Below are 19079 nucleotides of genomic sequence, written 5' to 3' on the forward strand. Positions count from 1 at the left end.
TGGGGACGGATTAGAAGCCTTCCAATGCGTGATCAGACTCTTCGAAGGTCTCTGTAAGCCCTGTTAAGTAGGTAATCAAATTGCGCATGTTCTGACGGCTTAGAGTTGAACCAAAAATCTCCGGCATGGTGGAAGGTGCTGTTTGCCGACTAGCGACTTCCGTTTTAGCAATGGCTTTGGTATTTCCGTCTGTGAGTTTCAGTTTCAATTCAGCATCTGAGTCTTCTGTTACAAACCCGGCAAGGATCTCACCGCTTTTGGTAGTAACTATGGCCATCTCAAAGCCTTCCGCCATTTGGTTACTGGGTTTGATAATGGATTCCAGAAGATACTTCGCGTCAAATATGGAACCGATTCCCATTAAGGAAGGCCCAGGTTCTCCGCTGTAGGGTCCGTCGACAACGTGGCAGCGAATACAGGGCATGACTCCATTGGACTCGAAAACCTTACGCCCTTTATCTTGGTTGCCTCCCGCCAGTGCATACTCGTATGGGGCTAGAGGATCGCCTGTTGCTGCGATTGCCTGGTTTCTTTCCTCAAGAAGTTTGTTGAGCTCCGTGTTGCCTGCAGCTTCTGCAGCTTCAAGGAGTTCCAAGTGTGCGGATTGTGGAATGCCTCCAGACGCCAGCTTTTGCAGGTTCTCTTTCAAGGTAGCTATGGCGATTGGATGAGACATCGTGCCCAGTGCCTTGAACGCTGCCCGTTTTTCTTTGGAGCTACCCGTGGTCGCCAGCTTTTGTAGGAGAGGAGCTGAACTTGCCGGGGATAGCTTTGCCAGAATGGGCAGTGTCGCCAGTCTTATGTTCTGGTCGTTGGAAGCGTTTGCGATTTTCGCAGCTTCCTCCAGTCGAGAATCATTGAGCTTTAAGAGCGTATTCAGAATTGTTATACGAACAGAGGTAGGTGTGTTGCTGCTCTGGAATTTTGAAAAAAGATTCTTCGTGAGAGGAGCCAGGTTTAGCTGAGTAGCTGTTTCGATCGCTTTTGATTGAACCTGCTCAGGTGCTTCTAAGAGCGTGTCGAATACGCTGGTGAGAGCGTCCTTGGCAGCTTGCACATCGCGCGAGGGGAGGGGGCGGAAAAGTCCAATCACTCGATCACGAGCTGGCGGATGCTCCCACGTGGACAGATGGTGAACGGCTTCTGCGCGAAGTTCGTCGCTTGCGTTTGCGTTTGCTGCAAATGCTGCCAGGGCCTGCGCATCCTTCTTTGAGCCTAGCCGGAAATGTGCATTGAGTACTCGTAGGCCGAGAAGGTAGTCCAGTGAGTCTGGTTGATTGCTCAGTGCTGCCAATGCTGGGAACGCCTTTGAGATGTTTGCCCCGATGATGGCTCGGGCAGCTTCCTGAACTAGCGAGTGGTCTGAATCTGTTAAGAAATTAGCAACCGCTGGATCTTGTAACCTCCGGTAGGTGAGAAGTGCGCCGAGTCGTGCTGCTCGGTAGCTGCTCTTAGACGCCCTTGCGAGTGCAGATTTATTTGAGCTGCCTACCAAGCCCATTATGGCAGCATGCCGGAGATAGACATCGCGATCGTTATTCAGAAGTAGCAGGCCGATCAGTGCGTCGGCTGCTTCGGGATTACCTAGCTTACCAAGGCTGATTCCTGCAAAATACTTCACGCGATCTGAATCGTCATCGAGTGAGGCAATCAATTGATGGTAGCCTGCTGACAAGTTGTGATCACCGATGAGCTTTGCTGCTTGAGCTCTAACTTCCGGGTTGGATGCATTTGAAAGTTGTAAGACAGAGCGAGCAGCCTCCGGGTTGTTTGGAATAAGTTGTCCGAGGGCCCAGGTTGCATGCAGTTGATGGTAGCCTTCTGTATCGGCACTAGCCACCTGGTAGAGATACTCGGGATTTACTTCTTGGCGAACCAGTTCGTATTGAGCTTCGAGTCTTACGCGCCAATCTTCGTGAGATAGTAGCCTGAGTAATTCGTGGGTATCGCGTTTCCCCATTCCCTGCGATATGATTGATTGGGTTTCCTTTACCAAGTCTGATGCTTGAGTATCTGAATGGCTAACTGTGTAGATACGTCCTTTGCTCGACTTTGGCCAACCGGGTGTCCAGTCGGACAAATAGAATTTTCCATCTGGTGCAAAGACCACGTCGGTCGGCAATACGCCTTTTAAAAATAGCTTTTTTTCGTCCAACTCGAATGAAGCGCCATTGGGTTTTACGGTGTAAGTGTAGACGCCACTACTCGCAATGCTTCCTCTGAATTGGCAGACAAAGAAATGTCCCTTGTAACGTGGGTGGAGCCCACTTCCAGGGTAGTAAGCCACGCCTGATGGTCCATCTTCAATGTTGGCGAGTGGAGGGATGATGTACTCCGGCTGACCTTCGTGTCTTGGGGTCCACATGCTTTCCAGCATCCATGGGCCGGCTTTCCCAAGGGGTGCGTATTGATAACCCACACGCCATCCGTTGTCACTCCCTTCGGCAATGTAGACCAGGCGCTCACTGTCTCCGTTGTCGCAGTCGTTATCAAAGGTAAACAGGTTGCCGTATTCGTCGAAAGCTAGCTCTTGTGGATTGCGCAGCCCGGTTGCGTAGACTTCGAAATCTGAACCGTCGGGATTGCAGCGAAAAACGGCCCCTTCATCCTGAAGCTCAATGACTTTGCCTTCCTGAGTAGTCACATTGGTACCACGGTCACCTATGGAGAAGTAAAGTTTTCCGTCGGGTCCAAACACCATGCCGTGTGAGTCATGCCCCGTGTAACCGAAATGAATTCCGAAGCCTCGTGCTAGTTCCGTCCGTTTACTCGCTGTGCCAGTTGCCTCGTCTTCCTCAAGCATCCACAGGCTTGGGATATTGGTGAACCAGACTTTTCCGTTTCTCGCAAGTACTCCCGAGGCGATACCATCTAGCGGTTCGTCAAAGTCGTCGGCAAATATCTTACTTGAGTCTGCCTTCCCGTCGCCGTCGGTATCTTCCAATACTCGAATTACTTCCGTTTCTAATTCAAACTGCGAAGCTTCCTCTTCAAAGACGGTATGGATCAGAGCTTGGCGGTCCTCGATGGTCCGGCTAGCCAGATCGAGCTCGAGCATTTCCATGTAGTCGCGGATATCCAGCGTGCTGGTCCGGTAGCGGTTTGTTTCAGAAGTAAAGAGCCTTCCTTTTTCATCGATGTCGATGGCCACGGGATTGGCCAGCATCGGTTCTGCAGCCCAAAGGTTTACATCCAAATCGTCTGGAACCTGTATAATCTGCAAGGCGAGCTCACCTTCATTGGTGGCTGGCGCAATGATGGGCTCTGACCGCCGGTCAGCAGGAACGAGGTCCAATTGTTGAGCCAGGACTGTTCCGGCGAGTAGAAAAGACAAGGTTGTTAGGCAGATCTTTGGGTACATGATGTGGTTTTTGAAGTGGGAAAAATCGTGAGCTTGGAAGGGTGATGCAAGCTTCAAACGGTGGAGCTGCATCTATCTCGCTGGTATCGCTCAATCGTTTTGCGCTTATAAAAAAAGCCCCTTTCGAAAAAGGGGCTTTTAGTCATTTAAAGTTCTTATACGTCGCAGATGTGAACGCCTTGCTTCAAGGAAGCCAGAGGATCTGGACCAGCAGGAATGAATTCCTGGGCTACATATCCGTCGTATTCCGTTTCGAGAATGGCTTCCATGATGACCGGGTAATAGAGCTCCTGAGTCTCGTCGATTTCGTGGCGACCGGGAACTCCACCTGTGTGATAGTGGCCGTAGTACTTGTGGTTTTTGCGAATGGTGGCGATGACGTCACCTTCCATGATCTGCATGTGATAAATATCGTAGAGTAGCTTGAATGCGTCAGAGCCAACCGCATCGCAAAGGGCCACTCCCCAGTTACTGAGGTCGCACATGTAGTCTGCGTGGTTCACCTTGGAATTGAGTAATTCCATGATGATGGTGACTCCGTGTTTCTCTGCCAGAGGGGTGATCTGCCTTAGCCCTGCCGCACAGTTTGCCAGGCCTTGCAGATCGCTCATGCCATCCCGATTGCCGGAGAAGCAGATGATGTTTTTGTAGCCAGCTTTCGCGGTGACAGGGATCGTTTTTTCAAAGAATTCAATGATCGCATCGTGATTTTCTTCGCGATTGAGGCCTGTTTTAATGCCACCCGGGACGCCTGATACCATCGAGCACTCGAGCCCATATTTCTTCAGGGTCGGGAAGTCATTTACGCCCATTAGGTCGATGCCTTTTATTCCCATGTCCTTGGCAGCTTTGCAGAAGGGATCGAGCTCGATCCCTTTATAACACCACTTACAGACCGAGTGGTTGATATTTCCTTTGAGACCTCCGCTGTGTGCGGCGGCGCTTGCCTGATTGCTGATGGCTTGAGTAGCTGCAACAGCGGCTGCTCCGGTGGCCATCGTTTTCAAGGCGGTTCTGCGGGGCATGGAATCTTTCATAATTATGAGTGTGGTAAATTGTTAAAGAGCTCAGTCTAGTAGCGCTTTTAGTTTTGTAAATGGTTCATTGAGACTCTCGATGGCTCGTTTCCAGAAAATGGGATCCTGAATGTTTTCACCGAGTGTTTCTTGAACGACTTGTTCGCAAGACATGGACCCTGATTTTTGAAGAAAGGTTTCATAGCTGGGTAGAAAACTGGCTCCTTCCTCCTTGAATCGCGCGAATAAAGAGACGCTCAAAAGATAACCGAAGGTATAGGGAAAATTATAGAATCGGAGCTCATCAATGTAGAAGTGAAGTTTCGAGCACCAGAAGTAGGGATCGAGTCCATCTTCGCTGAGCGTATCACCAAACTGCTTCTGCTGTTCTTCGATCATGATTTCCTTCATCCGCTTGACGGATACGATTCCTTCTCGTCGTTCTTCGTAGAACCGTTTTTCCCATCGGCAGCGAACAGGGATATCGAGAAGGAAGGCCATGATTCGAGTCGCGTCTGAATCCAAGAACGTTAGTTTTTGTGCATCAGAAAACGCGCTGTTAGATAACACTCCATCTGAGAGAAGCAGTTCGGCAAATGTGGATGCTGATTCGGCCAAAGTCATGGGATACTCACTGGCGAACCGTCTCTGGCTGGACATCACACGTGAATGCCACGCATGCCCTACTTCATGTGCGTAGGTAGTCACCGCAGTCATGGTATCCTTAAAGGTCATGTAGATCCTGGACTCGTGGTTGAGGTGGCTGCCTGTACAAAACCCACCAGGGCGTTTGTTGTCACGGGGTTGGTAATCCACCCATTGTTTTTCCAGAAGTTCTTTATTGAAGGCGCCCAAGGCAGGGTAGGCGGCGTCAAAAGCTTCTTGGACCAATTGGGTTCCAGATTCCCAGGAGATAGGTGTCTGGTCTGAAAGATCCATGGGTGCGTAGAGGTCGTAATAGCCCGCTTTCTCAAATCCCATCTGTTGGGAGCGATAGGCCAAGATATCTCTTGGAAGATCAATCGTGTCGTCGATTGCCTGGAACATGGCATCGAGGGTTGCAGGTTCCAGTCGTGCCTCTCGGCAAGCTTCGTTGAGGAAATGGTCTGAGCCTCGTCGCTTATCCAGACTGTGCCGGGTGCCTGCCAGTGCATTGAGCGCTGCGTTGCAGGTCGCCTCGTGTTCTTCCCAGGCCGCATTGGAGCCGTGAAAGGCTGAAATTCGCACGTCGCGATTACTCCCTGAGGTGAGCGATACGCGTTGGCCCATGGGCGCGGTCTGAGTATCCCCATGCTCGTCGACATATTGAAATTTCAGCTGACCGGATAGGCTATCGTAAAGCTGACTCCAGGCATTGATGCCATTGACGTTGAGCTCTGATGCCAGGTCTTCCGCTGCGTCTTCCATCTGGTACTGCGCTTTGGACCGACATTCTGACAAATAGAAGGTCGCGTCTTCCAGCTCTGGTTGACCCCTTAATTTAGAAAACGCTTCATCTGATGTTTGGCCTAAAAGACTGTTAAATTGGGCGTTTAAGGTATTCATGCCCGCCGCATGCTCCTTCATCCAAGCATATTCTCCTGAATACCTGTCGTCAGTCGCATCTGCGGCGCACAGGCACTCAAGGTAGCTGCTTAGGTGCCCGAAACGGCTCGATAGGTCCTCTATCGCTTCGATAGTTTGCGTCCAGACCTCGGCATTCCTATCCGACAGATGATCGAGCCGAGAGAGGGTATCTGTTGCTTGTTTTAGATCCCGTAGAAGATCGGCTTTGAATGCCCGGTAGTCTGGTCCGTTGAATTCCTTAAAATAACTGCTTAAATCCCAATCCATGGTGTTGACGTTAGGATGGATGAGAGCGCAATCAAGCTTGCTTGAGACGGGTGTATGAGAAATTCCAGAAGACCGTTCTTCTGAGAGGCCCCATATACATAGGCAATAATATGCATTCTGGTATTGCCAAAACGAATTTAAGCCTTAGCCATGTCTGCTTTTCCTAAGTTGGCCAACCAAAGAGGACCGAATTATGGCAGATTTAAGCAAATATAGAAACATTGGCATTTTTGCTCACGTGGACGCGGGCAAGACTACGACAACCGAGCGTATTTTGAAGCTTACCGGTAAGATTCACAAGATGGGTGAAGTGCATGACGGTGCGGCTACCACTGACTTTATGGATCAGGAGCAGGAACGTGGAATCACGATTCAATCTGCTGCTACCACTTGTTACTGGGACGATCACCGTTTCAATATCATTGATACTCCGGGTCACGTGGATTTTACCATTGAAGTATACCGCTCCCTGAAGGTTCTGGATGGTGGCGTAGGTGTATTCTGTGGATCTGGTGGTGTTGAGCCTCAGTCAGAAACTAACTGGCGTTATGCTACCGAGTCTGAAGTTGCTCGTATTATTTACGTGAACAAAATGGACCGGGTAGGTGCTGACTTCTACCGTGTGGTAAAACAAGTGGAAGACGTGCTCGCTGCCAGACCTCTCGTTATGACGCTCCCTATTGGTGCTGAAAATGACTTTGTTGGCATGGTCGACATTTTGACCAAGAAAGCCTACATCTGGGATGATTCTGGAGATCCAATGAATTTTGAAGTCTCTGATCCTCCTGCCGACATGGTGGACAAGGTGAATGAGTACTACGAAAAGCTCGTCGAAACTGCAGTTGAGCAGGACGACGATGCGATGGAAGCTTATCTCGAAGGAAATGAGCCCGATATTGATACGCTTAAGAAGTGTATCCGCAAGGGCACCATCAATCTTGATTTCTTTCCCACCTATTGTGGATCCTCCTTCAAGAATAAGGGAGTTCAACTTATTCTCGATGCGGTTGTAGATTATCTGCCGAATCCGACAGAAGTTAAACCTCAGCCAGAAATGGACATCGATGGTAATGCAACTGGAGATTTCGCCGTTGTTGATCCCAATGGTCCTCTCCGTATGCTTGCATTCAAAATCATGGATGACAAATACGGCGCGTTGACTTTTACCCGTATTTATTCCGGAACGCTCAAAAAAGGTTCTAACGTCGTCAATACCTTCACAGGCAAGACAGAGCGAATCGGTCGTATTGTTGAGATGCATGCCGATAGCCGTGAGGAAATTGATTCTGCTCAAGCGGGTGACATTGTCGCATTGCTGGGAATTAAGAATGTTCAAACGGGTCACACCTTGGCCGATCCGAACAACCCAGCGACCTTGGAGCCTATGGTCTTCCCGGACCCTGTTATTTCAATCGCTGTAGCGCCTAAGGATAAGATCAATGCTGAAAAGATGGGTGCGGCTATCGGTAAGATGGTTCAAGAAGATCCTTCTTTCCGCGTTGAGACCGATGAAGACAGTGGAGAAACCATTCTTAAGGGAATGGGTGAGCTTCACCTCGATATTAAGGTCGACATCCTTAAACGTACCCACGGTGTTCAAGTGGATGTAGGTAAGCCACAGGTTGCCTACCGCGAAACCATCACTCAGCGCACTGAAGATTCTTACACTCACAAGAAGCAATCCGGTGGTTCCGGTCAGTTCGGTAAAATCGACTACATCGTTGAGCCTGGTGAGAGTGGTGAAGGTTTCACTTTCGAATCCAAAGTTGTTGGCGGAAACGTTCCTAAGGAATACTGGCCGGCCGTTGAGAAGGGCTTTGGAAGTTCCATGGAAAAGGGTGTTCTTGCCGAATATCCAACCGTGGACGTAAAAGTTACTCTCGTCGATGGAGCCTTCCACGCGGTTGACTCATCGGCTGTTGCTTTCGAAATCGCAGCCCGTTCTGCTTACCGGCAGACCATGCCAAAGGCAGGTGCTCAGATTCTCGAGCCTATCATGAAGATCGATGTCTTCTGTCCAGACGACAATGTAGGTGATGTGATCGGTGACTTGAATCGCCGTCGCGGAATCATCAAGACACAGGAAACCACACCGACCGGTGTTCGCGTAAAGGCCGATGCACCTTTGAGTGACATGTTCGGTTATATTGGTGACCTTCGTTCTATGACTTCTGGTCGTGGTCAGTTCTCCATGGAGTTCTCCCACTACGAAGCCTGCCCTCGCAATATTGCCGAGGAAGTGATCGCTGAGGCTGCAGAGCGTAACGCTAAAAAATAAATTTTCCTGCTACCAAATATTTAAGACACCCGATTCGAAAGGATCGGGTGTTTTTTTATACAGAAAACAGTCCGAAAGAACTCGGCTCACGGTTTGGATTGTGATTCTTATAGGGTATGGCGTGCTTTTCTGAAATACCTCACTACGACTCTCTCGGCCTTTCTTCAGGCATCAATGAGGATGACTTGGAGCAATTCGATCACCTGTCCGCCTATAAAGCACTGGGGCCCATTTACCGTATCCAATACCGGGGTGAGGAATGGGCGTGTGTGGGGGGGCTTAAGGCCAATGAGTGGGCTTGGGGGCATCCTGATCGTTGGAATTATGAAGATCCCATGAAGGCATTCCGTGAAGTTATGGGTGAGACTCATGTTACGCAGCTCGATGGCGTTCGGCACCGAGCCAAGCGGAAAGCACTCAAGCCAGGTTTTGCTATGAGCCTCATCGCGCAGCAGATTCCAAAGATCGATCAAGTGGTGAAGCAGTTTTTTAAAGATCACTGTGGCGAGACCTGGACCATGATGGATCTTTTCATGGAAGCGCTGACAGAAGCGAACTCTCAGTCAGTCATCGTGACCCCGCTTACTCCTGAAGAGCGGCACATCTTTATCGAATTTGAGGAAGTCTTTCTTCCTGGAGTGGCTATGACTCCTGAGCAACGAACTCGTTATTACGATAGCTCTACATTTTATCAGCTCAAGCCCATTGTATTCGAATTTTTGAGACAGCTGGTTGCGAAGCGTTTGGATGGCCATCGTGAGAATGATAGTTTCCAAACGATGATCGATAATCGTGAAGACCGAGAGTTCCCTCCAGGTCTAGGGGAGCTCATCCCTGAAGCTTATCTTTTATTAATGGCCGGAACCGGTAATACTGCGCGGACCATTAACTGCGGGCTTCATTACTTGCAGGAGCAACCCGATTGGTTCGCCGAGCTAAAAGAGGAAGTAAAAGATTACCAGCCCGACAAATTACTCCGTGGCATGGATTTGTTTCCAAAGCTAAAAGCAACGATCATGGAGATGGAACGTGTTTTCCCGGCCGCTCCTTTGCACCCACGCTTAGCAGCTGAGGATTTAGAGTTTGAAGGATATGAGATTCCGCAAGGTACGCGTATTCTGCATTTGCATACGCTTACGCATTTCCTGGATGAGATTTATGAAGAACCATTGCGGTTTAACGCAAGACGATGGATCGAGAATGATTATCCTAAAAAGGCTCACGGCACGTTTGGAGGTAGCACTCGCATTTGTCTGGGAATGAATCTGGCTCGGATTCACATGCCCATAGTCATGGCCAATTTGGTGCGATACTTTGATTTGGAAGTCGATGAATTACCGGACATTAAGGTGAACTTTAATTATGGAGTTCCTCAAAGCTCTGACTTGGTCGGGCGATTGAAGCTAGGGGATCAGTAAGGGTGCCATGCAGGCAAAATAGAGGCGAAGATTGGACTTCCGATTTTTAATATAAGCGATCAATCTTTATCTTTATGGAAATCGTTGTGCTCGGCGTGGGTGAAGCATTCACCAGCAAATACTTCAATACTTCCTTTTTAGTTCGTCACGAGGGTTACACCCTGGCGATTGACTGTCCTGATCGTTATCGGGGTGTTTTGGCGTCGGCCTCGGAAGAGACCAGTCTCGATCTAACTCTGGAGGATGTGAATGCCTTTATTATTACTCATTTGCACGGTGACCACGTGAATGGCTTGGAGTCGGTTGCCTTCTATCGGAAATTCCGGGAACGTCGAAAAGTAGATCTGTGGGCACAAGACCAGGTGTTGGAAGACTTGTGGCCTAAGCGTTTACAAGTAGCCCTCGAACCCATGTTTAATGGAGAGGGTTGGGGAACAAATACCTGCGAAGAATATTTCAACTTTAATTCATTGGCTATTGGAGAGGTGATACAGATAGGACCCTTTTCAGTAGAAGCCTACCTGACTCTTCACCATCTTCGAGCGACTGCGCTGAAAATATCCGTTGGTGGTAAGTCATTCGGTTATTCCTGCGACACTCGTTTTGATCCACAGCTAATCGAATTTCTGAGTCCGGCTGATTTGATCTTTCATGAAACCAATGTAGGGCCTGGGCATTCTGACTACGATCTACTCAAATCACTCCCTGCAGAAACCCGTGAAAAAATGCGGCTCGTTCACTATCAGGATGACTTTGTTGAGGAACCTTCTCAAATACGCTGCGCCCGGCAGGGGGAGCTTTATTCTCTTTAGTTTAGAGTAGGATCTTATGGATTCTTTCTGCTTCGTGCATAAATCCTTATCTCAGAATCACTTGTTTCATTTCTGATATTCGAGCCGTTCACGGGTGTCAGAATGGCTCAAAATATCAGATCGATAAATGACTGAAATGGAGCTGTTTGGAGAACGATTTCACAAGGCTTGATTCGGTGTAATAATTGGTGATGATGTCCCGCTCAACCTTGTGTTGTGCTATGGAAAATGAAAAGGAAGACGAATGCTTTTCCTTTAAGCCAGTGGAGCTTCTTGTCCTGGAAGCTGGCTGGAACAAAGGAGAGCTTAAAAATTACGTTCCCTTGGTAAGTGATTTTATCGAGGAACAGGAGAAGGTTATCAGGACAGAGTTCGGCCCCCAAGGTGATGGGGATAAAATATCACGAGAGCTCATCGACCTTCTGCTCAGAAATGGTACCCTGGACCAAGCATCTGAAATGCTGGATCAAGGTGAAGAAATGCATAAAGAACTCTGGATTCGTGGTGAATGTGGCGACGACGATCGTGCTCGCATTTGCAAAGAGTGGACCCAGAAATATGCAAAGAGTTGGCGTCGATGGCGGGTGTTAATTTACACCTTTATTGCGACCCGACTCTTGGCTGCAATGTACGACGACATTCGTTGTTAGAATAGATTAGAATCTGGGTGAAAGGTCACTTCCCAGGCGTCCTCCGACCGTAGTTTACTGCTGTGGGAAAAGCCTCGCTGTGCCAGCAGCCCATATAGTGGGAGCGGTTCGAAAGGAACGATGATTACAAGGTCTTGGTTCGAGGTGAGTCGTTCAGCTGCGTCGAGAATTGTCCCAAGAGGTGATTCACCTCGATCGCAAATCGGTCGTATCCGCTCTTAAAAACTTGAAGGAATCACTACTATTTCCTCTGACCCTCTTTTACTTTGAACATTATTCCTACCAGGAAATTGCTGAAACACTCGATCTGCCCATGGGCACGGTGATGTCGCGTCTCTATCGCGGCAAAGCTGAGCTCTGCAAGCAGCTCAAGGATCCGCAGTCCCAATGTCAATCCCAACAAATTTAGCCGAAACGAATCATGGACATTACAGAAGCAAAACAACTGCTTAGTTCTTATCACAGTGATAAAGATCATTTTTCCGATCCCCATATGCTCGAAGCACTCAGTATGCTTGAGAAGGATCCCGAACTTGCCGAATGGTTTGAGCACCAGCTCGCCTTCGATCAACAGGTGAAAGCTGCACTCAGCGAAGCACCCGAGCCAGCAGGCCTGCGGGACAAGCTGCTGCAGAATCATAAGAAAACCAAGCGTAACAACGTTATCCGCTATGTAAAGTGGGCGACTACGCTGGCCGCTGTATTGCTTATAGGAGGCGGTAGATTCTGGGGATACACTGCGAATTACAATAGCAAGATCCACGAATACGCCACGCTCCGTGAGGGCATGTCTCACTTTATTGCCGGATCCCACTTCATTTTGGATTATCTGGACAAGGATCTCGAGAATATCGGTGACTGGCTGGAGGAGGAAGACGCGCCTCTGTATGAGTCCGTGCCAGCTATGCTAGCGGCGAAGGAACCCATCGGCTGTAAAAAGATGAGCTGGAGGGGCCAAGATGTGTCGCTGGTTTGCTTCCATCGCGAGGACGGCAAGATCATTCACATGTTCGTTGCTGAGCGCGACGGGTTTTCAGAAGAAGCCATTGCAAATTTGGACGAAGTCTTGGTCAGCCACGACCTTGAAACCGGCGGTTGGGTGACCGATATGCACGTCTATTTGCTGACCGGTTCCGAACCCGGAGTGACCGTTCGCGAGTATCTGGGATAATTTAGCGAGGCTATATAGGGAAAAGAGGAGAGGAATCTCTTTATTTATAGGGGAGAAAAGGCCGGAGATTGGGGGATCTTCGGCCTTGACGATTTTTCCCTGAAAATCGGTGATTTCGCCCTTTACAAGCAGAGGCGTGAGGGGTTTTATGATCCGCTTTTCCGCAATTCACATGCAAAAAACAAAAAAGTCTATTGCTAAACGTTTCAAGGTAACCGGAACAGGTAAGGTCATGCGCCGTAGCCCGAACCGTCGTCACCTGCTGACCAGTAAATCTACTAAGCAGAAGCGCCGCAGCGGACAAGATCAGGAAGCCTCTAAAGGTTTTACTGCGATTGTTCACAAAGCACTTCCACACAGCAACCGTACCTAGAAACACTTTTACTAATTAATCGTTCAGGCGACACTCTAGATTAGGCGGCCTGCCGGTTTTAACATTAAGGATTCATTGAAACATGCCTAGAGCAACCAACGCACCCGCATCACGTAAACGCCGCAAGCGCGTTCTAAAACAGGCTAAAGGCTTTTGGGGAAACCGTTCCCGCCTTTTCCGTTACGCTCACGAGGCCGTCAACCACGGCCAGCAATACGCATATCGCGACCGGAAGAATAAGAAACGCACCTGGCGTTCACTCTGGATTGTTCGCATCAATGCGATGTGTCGCGCCTATGACACAACTTATAGCCGATTTATGAATGGACTTAAGAAGGCCGGGATCGAACTCGATCGGAAACAGCTTTCGGAAATGGCCATTCATGACGAGACCGCGTTCATCGCACTCATCAATAAGGCTAAAGAAGCTCAAGGAGCTTAATCTGAGGCACACAAGTTAAAGACTACTTGCCCCGCATAGCTCCATGGAGGATACACTCAAGGCCTTAGTATCCGAGGCTGAGGAAGGAATCCCATCGGTTCATACCCGCCCGGAATTTGAAGCATTCAAAGCCCGCTTTGTCGGCCCCAATGGGTCGTTGAAGGAAGCCATGCGTGGCATGGCGCAGGTACCGAAGGAAGACAAGCCAAGGATCGGACAGCTTCTCAACAAGAACAAACAAGCTTTGGAAGCTATCTTCCAGACTGCTTTGGATAAAATCGAAGCGGCCGAACTGGCAGCTAAATTGGGCGATCCCATTGATCCGTCGCTACCTAGCCCGGATCCCGCAGTAGGGGGACTACATCCTCTGACCCAGGTTCGGAACGAGATCGTTCGCGTTCTTAAGTCGGTCGGCTTTATAGTCGCCGAAGGTCCCGAAGTGGAAACAGAACATTTCTGCTTCGATGCGCTTAATACGCCCAAGGATCACCCGGCTCGCGATTTGCAGGACACTTTTTACCTGCCCAACGATGCCTCGGTAGGCAATGTCTCGAAGCATGAAGACGAGCGTTACCTACTCAGGACTCATACTTCGACGGTGCAGATTCGGACGATGCTCGAACAAGAGCCACCCGTGAGAATCATTTCTCCTGGTCGTTGTTTCCGTCGCGATACGACGGATGCGACCCATAGTGCCAGCTTCACTCAGGTAGAGGGCCTCTATGTAGATAAAGGTGTGACGGTTCGTGACCTGAAGGCGATTTTGGATTTCTTGATGAAGTCGCTCCTGGGAAATGATGCGAAGACGCGTTTCCGTCCTCATTTCTTTCCCTACACTGAACCCAGTTTCGAGATGGATGCGCAATCCTCTCACCTCGCCAAAGTCGGCAAGGATTGGGTCGAGCTCGGTGGCTGTGGTATGGTCGATCCCAATGTATTCGAATCTGTGGGATACGATCCCGAGGTTTATTCGGGTTATGCGTTTGGCTTCGGTATCGAGCGTATCGCGATGATCATGTATGGTATCGATGACATTCGTTACTTCTATCAAAACGACCTGAGGTTCCTTAAACAATTTAGCTAGATCCGATGCTCATTTCACTTAGTTGGTTAAGTAATTACGTCGACCTGTCTGATAAGAGTGTCGAGGAGATCGAGTATGCCATGAACATGATTGGCTTTGAGGTCGAAGGAACTCAAGAAACTGGATTGCCCGATCTGCCAAAGGTGGTCGTTGGAGAAGTACTCTCACGCGAACAACACCCGGATGCAGATCGACTCGGTGTCTGTGAAGTGAATGTAGGTGAAAAAGAAGCCCTTCAAATCGTATGTGGTGCCAATAACTACAAAGTTGGAGACCGCATACCCGTTGCAACGGTGGGCGCTCGCCTTCCAGGAAACTTTAAGATCAAGGCCTCCAAGCTGCGCGGTGTAAAATCTTTTGGCATGATGTGTAGTCCTCGTGAGCTTGGCCTCGGTGAAGATCATGATGGTTTGTTGATTCTAGATCAGCGTCCTGAGATTGGCACACCTATCAATGAGGTGTTCACCGATTCGGATACGGTCCTTGACATCGAAGTAACGCCGAACCGCCCCGATTGTTTGAGTCACGTGGGTATCGCTAGAGAAATGGCAGCCTATTTCGGAAAGGTGTTAACTTACCCCATTCTTGAAACTGACTTTGATGGCATTCGAAAAACAGGTGAGCCCACATTGATTTCTGAAGTTGACGTTCAGGCTCCTGATGATTGCCCCAACTATTATGCCCATAGCATCAAGGGAGTTAAGATCGGCCCCAGTCCCGATTGGTTGAGACAATACTTGGAAGCAGTTGATCAACGCCCGATCAATAACGTCGTAGACATCACCAATTTTGTGCTGCTCGAGTTTGGGCAGCCACTACACGCCTTCGATGCCAATAAAATTGGTGGCAACAAGATCATTGTTCGAAAAGCGACTCAGGATGAGAAGATCGTCACCCTCGATGAAAAGGAACGTACCCTGAATTCGGATATGCTGGTCATCGCCGATGCGGAGAAGCCTCTCGTCGTTGCAGGCGTTATGGGATCGGTTAATGCTGAGGTCGATGACAACACCGTTGATGTCGTTCTCGAATCTGCTTACTTCGATCCTTCCGGAATTCGTAAAACCAGCCGATCACTCGGACTGTCTTCTGATAGCTCTTATCGTTTTGAGCGCGGAGTGGATCCTCAAGGTGCAAACTTTGCCGCCTTGCGAACCATTGATCTCATTCTGGACATCGCGGGTGGTGAATTAGTCGGTCCTTACATCCAAGCGGGTACCGAGCCGGTTATTGAACGTGAAATAGAGCTGGATCCTCAATTCATTCGCGACATCGCTGGCTATGACATTTCAGATGAGCGCATCCGTGAGATTCTAGAATCATTGGAATGCTCAGTGAGTGATGGTGGAGAATCTTGGGTAATCAAAGTCCCAAGCTGGCGCGGCGACCTTTACCGCCCTGCGGATCTTTCTGAAGAGATCATTCGGATGTTTGGTACTGACCAGATTCCTGAATCACCAGTGGAAGTATCTGGCCTTATCCATCAGGACGCTAACACGGCTAGTTTGAACGATCGTTTTTCATCCTACCTGGCAGGGCAACATTTTCAGGAGTGTGTTCACTACAGCCTGCGTTCGGGTGATGAAGCGAGCCAATGGTTCAGTCGTTTCAGCTTAGATACTCTTAAATTGGCGAATCCATTTACCTCCGACCAAACGCACTTGCGGGTTTCATTGATTCCTGGGTTGCTCGATACCTTGAAGTTGAATTTCGCCCGTAAGACTGGGATGGAGCGAGTCTTTGAAGTCGGTAAAGTGTTTCACGAATACGAAGGCCAAGTTTTTGAAATGGTCTCAGTTGCCTTTGCCATTTTCCAACCCGATCGTTATTCCAGTTGGAAGAGCCGTGAAGAAGGAGACTTTTACACCGCAAAGAATATTTTAAATGCACTGGGTGGTTTGGCTAATGTGAATCTTGATGGAGTGGGCTACAGGAGTCTGTCCTGGGGAACTTCTATTTGGCAGGAAGATCATTCCGCACATGTGGGTAGCATTTCCAAGCAAGGCTTCGAAGCTAAGCTAGGTATGCTCAATATGAACTTAGTTAAGGAATGGGACCTTGAAGGAACGGTTCTAGCAGGTTCCTTTGAAATCTTACCTGAGCGCGTAAAAGCCAGTGGGAAGATTGTGAAGTTCAAGCCCTTCAGCCAATTTCCTCCGACTGAGAAGGACCTCGCATTGCTGGTTGATGATACTCTTCTTGCTGAAACCGTGCGCCGTGACCTCCACAAAATTACCAAACGTGCGGTGAATAATCGCTACGAGTTGGAATCGGTAAGCGTGTTTGATGTATATACCGGGGAAGGTGTTCCGGAAGGTAAGAAAAGCTTGGCCTTCAACATGAAGTTCCGCTCCAACGACCGTACGCTTACTGACAAAGAGGTCGGTGAAGTTTTCAATACCGTCCAGCAGGAAATTGAATCCAAAACCTCCTACGAGTTACGATCTTAGTATGAGTGATAAAGGATCCATTGATATTGATTACGTTGCTAACTTGGCCCGCATCGAATTGACCGATGAGGAACGTGAAAGATTCAGCTCACAGCTTGGCGGCATACTGGAGTACTTCGACCAGTTGAACCAGGTGGACGTAGATGGAGTTGAGCCGATGGCTCACGCTTTCCAAGTTGAGAATGTTTTACGTGACGATGCTGCAGTTGAAGGTTTCGATCCTGAAACAGCGGTTAAGCATGCCGCTGCTAAAAGAAACCACATGGTACAAGTCCCCAAAGTGGTGGAAGGTTAACCCCGTTCTTTATCTACGAAATGGCGGACGACCTACATTTTAAAACACTCACAGAGCTTCAATCGCTTTTGTCATCCGGCGATGTGTCTTCAGTTGAATTGACCCAAGCTTTGATTAATCGCAAAGAAGCGGTTGATCCTCAAGTTCAGGCATTCAATTCTCTGAATAGTGAAGGCGCACTCGCTGAAGCCGAAGCTGCGGACCAAAGACGTGCAGCTGGAGAGATAAAAGGATCCCTTGATGGAATTCCTATCGGACTCAAAGATGTTATTTCGGTCAAAGACCGCCCGCTGACTTGTTCGAGTAAAATGTTGGAGGATTTTGTTTCTCCCTACGATGCAACCACCACTTCCAAGTTAAAGGATGCCGGTGCAGTTTTGTTTGGCCGCCTGAACATGGACGAGTTTGCCATGGGATCCTCTACGGAGAATTCGGCTTTTAAAACCACATATAACCCCTGGGACCTCGAGCGTGTTGCTGGTGGATCGAGTGGGGGGAGTGCTGCTGCTGTATCCGCAGGTTCGGTACCTTTATCTCTCGGAAGTGATACGGGTGGATCTATTCGTCAACCTGCTTCTTTCTGTGGAGTGGTTGGGATGAAACCTACTTATGGTCGGGTATCCCGATTCGGTTTGGTCGCTTACGCTTCGTCTTTGGATCAGATTGGACCCTTTGGTCGCTCGGTGAAGGATGTCGCATCCGTCCTGCAAGCAATTGCAGGCCACGATCCTAAGGACTCAACTTCCATTGAACAGGATGCCCCTGATTATTCTGCGCATTTGGGAAGTAGCAAAGGACCTTGGAAGCTAGGGGTGCCTAAAGAGTATTTTGGAGAAGGCCTGGATCCGGAAGTTAAAGAGAGCGTTCAAAAAGCCATCGATTGGTATGCCGATCAAGGGTGTGAGATCCAAGAGGTGTCCATGCCTAATATGAATTTGGCTGTAGCGACTTACTACATCATCGCTACTGCAGAAGCTTCTTCTAACCTGGCACGATTTGACGGGGTGCGTTACACTCACCGAAGTAAGGACGTAGAAAACGCCATTGATTTGTATTTCAAAAGTCGCGCCGAAGGCTTTGGCGACGAAGTGAAGTTGCGGATCATTCTGGGAACCTACGTGCTTAGTTCCGGCTACTACGATGCCTACTACCTTCGAGCACAAAAAGTGCGGACCTTGATTCGTCAGGATTTCATGAATGCCTACGAACAGGTAGATGCACTTCTGACTCCGACCTCACCCTTTGTATCGTTCAAAGCCGGTGAAAAGAATGAAGATCCATTGGCCATGTATCTGAGCGATATCTATACCATTTCTGCCAACTTGGCTGGCATTCCTGGACTATCCCTTCCTTGTGGTCTCAATTCCGAAGGGCTTCCGATCGGGCTGCAAATTCTCGGCAAACCATTTGGTGAGGCTGACCTGCTTGCTATTGGGAATGCTTACGAAGAGGCCCACGATCACTCAAACCAACATCCGGTTTTATAGGAAGTAACCACGAATGGACACGAATGGACACGAATCTGATGTTCTGTATGCTGATGAGGTTTATCAGCTCGTAGGATTCTCCTTAAGTATTCTAAAGGAAGTTGGCCACGGGTACCATGAGAAGATTTACGAGAACGGAATCGTTGTAGACCTTCAGGAGAATGGAATCCAATATGTTCAGCAGGCGAAATACGATGTCCAGTATAAGGGGGTTGAATTGGGATATTATATCCCTGATCTCATCTCTCATGGAAAAATCGTTGTAGATACAAAAACGATTGATCGTATCTCTGATCACGAACGGGGTCAGATGTTGAACTATCTACGACTCACCAAGTTACGCCTTGGTCTAATTATTAACTTTAAACATGCTAAGCTGCAATGGGAGCGAGTAGTATTATGAATATTC

17 protein-coding genes are annotated in these 19079 nt (G+C 48.8%); 13 read left to right on the forward strand and 4 right to left on the reverse strand.

Annotated features, from left to right (window positions below; translation table 11 throughout):
- Positions 1 to 10 precede the first annotated feature (10 nt).
- From GA003_01640 to GA003_01650, 3 genes are all read right to left on the reverse strand, one after another.
- Positions 11 to 3433 carry a HEAT repeat domain-containing protein gene (locus tag GA003_01640; protein ID QXD28709.1) on the reverse strand — a complete coding sequence of 1141 codons (3423 nt, stop codon included), beginning with the start codon at positions 3431 to 3433 and terminating at the stop codon, positions 11 to 13.
- 83 nt (positions 3434 to 3516) lie between these two features.
- The gene (locus GA003_01645; protein ID QXD28710.1) at positions 3517 to 4398 is read right to left on the reverse strand and encodes a TIM barrel protein; all 882 of its coding nucleotides are present in this window, start codon (positions 4396 to 4398) and stop codon (positions 3517 to 3519) included.
- 30 nt (positions 4399 to 4428) lie between these two features.
- Positions 4429 to 6210, reverse strand: a complete 1782-nt coding sequence (locus tag GA003_01650; GenBank protein ID QXD28711.1) for a M3 family oligoendopeptidase — start codon at positions 6208 to 6210, stop codon at positions 4429 to 4431.
- A 193-nt stretch (positions 6211 to 6403) separates the two neighbouring features.
- Here GA003_01650 and fusA point away from each other — a divergent pair, with 193 nt between their 5' ends.
- The 4 genes from fusA to GA003_01670 all read left to right on the forward strand — a co-directional run bounded on the left by fusA (position 6404) and on the right by GA003_01670 (position 11368).
- Positions 6404 to 8488, forward strand: coding sequence for an elongation factor G (gene fusA, locus GA003_01655; protein QXD28712.1), 2085 nt, complete (start codon positions 6404 to 6406; stop codon positions 8486 to 8488).
- Between the two features lie 116 nt (positions 8489 to 8604).
- Complete coding sequence (locus tag GA003_01660) at positions 8605 to 9906, forward strand: cytochrome P450 (GenBank protein QXD28713.1); 1302 nt, start codon at positions 8605 to 8607, stop codon at positions 9904 to 9906.
- A gap of 74 nt (positions 9907 to 9980) precedes the next feature.
- Positions 9981 to 10718 (forward strand): MBL fold metallo-hydrolase, encoded by a 738-nt coding sequence (locus tag GA003_01665; GenBank protein ID QXD28714.1) that lies wholly within the window; start codon positions 9981 to 9983, stop codon positions 10716 to 10718.
- A 221-nt stretch (positions 10719 to 10939) separates the two neighbouring features.
- Positions 10940 to 11368: a hypothetical protein gene (locus GA003_01670; GenBank protein QXD28715.1), complete on the forward strand. Its 429-nt coding sequence runs from the start codon at positions 10940 to 10942 to the stop codon at positions 11366 to 11368.
- Here the strand turns inward: GA003_01670 and GA003_01675 are convergent.
- Positions 11365 to 11580, reverse strand: coding sequence for a DUF2249 domain-containing protein (locus GA003_01675; GenBank protein QXD30313.1), 216 nt, complete (start codon positions 11578 to 11580; stop codon positions 11365 to 11367). The two genes, GA003_01670 and GA003_01675, sit on opposite strands and share 4 nt — an antisense overlap.
- Here GA003_01675 and GA003_01680 point away from each other — a divergent pair.
- From GA003_01680 to GA003_01720, 9 genes are all read left to right on the forward strand, one after another.
- Positions 11526 to 11777, forward strand: a complete 252-nt coding sequence (locus GA003_01680; GenBank protein ID QXD30314.1) for a hypothetical protein — start codon at positions 11526 to 11528, stop codon at positions 11775 to 11777. The two genes, GA003_01675 and GA003_01680, sit on opposite strands and share 55 nt — an antisense overlap.
- A 12-nt stretch (positions 11778 to 11789) precedes the next feature.
- A complete protein-coding gene (locus GA003_01685; protein QXD28716.1) occupies positions 11790 to 12539 on the forward strand; it encodes a hypothetical protein in 750 nt (249 codons plus the stop codon).
- Positions 12540 to 12711: 172 nt separating this feature from the next.
- Positions 12712 to 12912 (forward strand): 50S ribosomal protein L35, encoded by a 201-nt coding sequence (gene rpmI / locus GA003_01690; protein QXD30315.1) that lies wholly within the window; start codon positions 12712 to 12714, stop codon positions 12910 to 12912.
- Positions 12913 to 12994: 82 nt separating this feature from the next.
- Complete coding sequence (rplT, locus tag GA003_01695) at positions 12995 to 13354, forward strand: 50S ribosomal protein L20 (protein QXD28717.1); 360 nt, start codon at positions 12995 to 12997, stop codon at positions 13352 to 13354.
- Between the two features lie 43 nt (positions 13355 to 13397).
- Complete coding sequence (pheS, locus tag GA003_01700) at positions 13398 to 14438, forward strand: phenylalanine--tRNA ligase subunit alpha (protein QXD28718.1); 1041 nt, start codon at positions 13398 to 13400, stop codon at positions 14436 to 14438.
- Between the two features lie 5 nt (positions 14439 to 14443).
- Positions 14444 to 16888 (forward strand): phenylalanine--tRNA ligase subunit beta, encoded by a 2445-nt coding sequence (gene pheT / locus GA003_01705; GenBank protein QXD28719.1) that lies wholly within the window; start codon positions 14444 to 14446, stop codon positions 16886 to 16888.
- Position 16889: 1 nt separating this feature from the next.
- Positions 16890 to 17183 (forward strand): Asp-tRNA(Asn)/Glu-tRNA(Gln) amidotransferase subunit GatC, encoded by a 294-nt coding sequence (gene gatC / locus GA003_01710; GenBank protein ID QXD28720.1) that lies wholly within the window; start codon positions 16890 to 16892, stop codon positions 17181 to 17183.
- A gap of 20 nt (positions 17184 to 17203) precedes the next feature.
- Positions 17204 to 18670: an Asp-tRNA(Asn)/Glu-tRNA(Gln) amidotransferase subunit GatA gene (gene gatA / locus GA003_01715; GenBank protein QXD28721.1), complete on the forward strand. Its 1467-nt coding sequence runs from the start codon at positions 17204 to 17206 to the stop codon at positions 18668 to 18670.
- Positions 18671 to 18683: 13 nt separating this feature from the next.
- Entirely contained in the window at positions 18684 to 19073 is a 390-nt protein-coding gene (locus GA003_01720; protein QXD28722.1) for a GxxExxY protein, read from the forward strand.
- Positions 19074 to 19079 lie beyond the last annotated feature (6 nt).

This window comes from Opitutia bacterium ISCC 52, assembly GCA_014529675.2.
In the GTDB taxonomy this organism is placed as follows: domain Bacteria; phylum Verrucomicrobiota; class Verrucomicrobiia; order Opitutales; family UBA2995; genus UBA2995.